Source organism: uncultured Tenacibaculum sp., from assembly GCF_947495995.1.
GTDB lineage: Bacteria > Bacteroidota > Bacteroidia > Flavobacteriales > Flavobacteriaceae > Polaribacter.
In genome coordinates this window covers 1-1,242 of record NZ_CANMAX010000026.1, presented here as the reverse complement: position 1 = coordinate 1,242, position 1,242 = coordinate 1, and the positions used below count along the sequence as shown (strand labels likewise).

At 37.8% G+C, this 1,242-nt stretch carries 1 protein-coding gene; it reads right to left on the bottom strand.

What is annotated here, in order from left to right; all coding sequences use genetic code 11:
- The coding region (locus Q1A15_RS20895) for an InlB B-repeat-containing protein (protein ID WP_299628382.1) at positions 1-1,242 on the bottom strand (1,242 nt) is incomplete at both ends.

Here is a 1,242-nt window from a genome sequence, read left to right as displayed (position 1 = left end):
TTATCGGCATCCATTGTAATGGTTAATGGATTTGTAGTTCCTGAAGCGTCTCCTGACCAACCATCAAATTGATAACCGGGATTAGGAGTTGCAGTTAAAACCACATCCGTTCCGAAATCATAAGTTCCAGCAGATGGAGTATTCGGATTTCTAGCAATAGTTCCGTTAGTAGCATTCGTAGTTAAAGTATGCTGAATTTTACTAAAAATAGCTGTTACAGTTTTATCGGCATCCATTGTAATAGTTAATGGATTTGTAGTTCCTGAAGCATCACCTGACCAACCATCAAATTGATAACCAGCATTAGGAGTTGCAGTTAAAACCACATCAGTTCCGAAATCATAAGTTCCAGCAGTTGGAGTATTCGGATTTCTAGCAATAGTTCCGTTAGTAGCATTCGCAGTTAAGGTATGCTGAATTTTACTAAATACTGCTGTTACAGTTTTATCTACATCCATTGTAATGGTTAATGGATTTGTAGTTCCCGAAGCGTCACTCGACCAACCATCAAATTGATAACCAGCGTTAGGAGTTGCAGTTAAAACTACATCAGTTCCGAAATCATAAGTTCCAGCAGTTGGGGTTACAGGATTTCTAGCAATAGTTCCGTTAGTAGCATTCGTAGTTAAGGTATGCTGAATTTTACTAAATACTGCAGTTACAGTTTTATCCGCATCCATTGTAATGGTTAATGGATTTGTAGTTCCTGAAGCATCACCCGACCAACCATCAAATTGATAACCAGCATTAGGAGTTGCAGTTAAAACCACATCAGTTCCGAAATCATAAGTTCCAGCAATTGGAGTATTCGGATTTCTAGAAATAGTTCCGTTAGTAGCATTCGTAGTTAAGGTATGCTGAATTTTACTAAAAATAGCTGTTACAGTTTTATCGGCATCCATTGTAATGGTTAATGGATTTGTAGTTCCTGAAGCATCACCCGACCAACCATCAAATTGATAACCAGCATTAGGAGTTGCAGTTAAAACCACATCAGTTCCGAAATCATAAGTTCCAGCAATTGGAGTATTCGGATTTCTAGAAATAGTTCCGTTAGTAGCATTAGTAGTTAAAGTATGCTGAATTTTACTAAATACTGCTGTTACAGTTTTATCGGCATCCATTGTAATGGTTAATGGATTTGTAGTTCCTGAAGCGTCACCTGACCAACCATCAAATTGATAACCAGCATTAGGAGTTGCAGTTAAAACCACATCAGTTCCGAAATCATAAGTTCCAGCA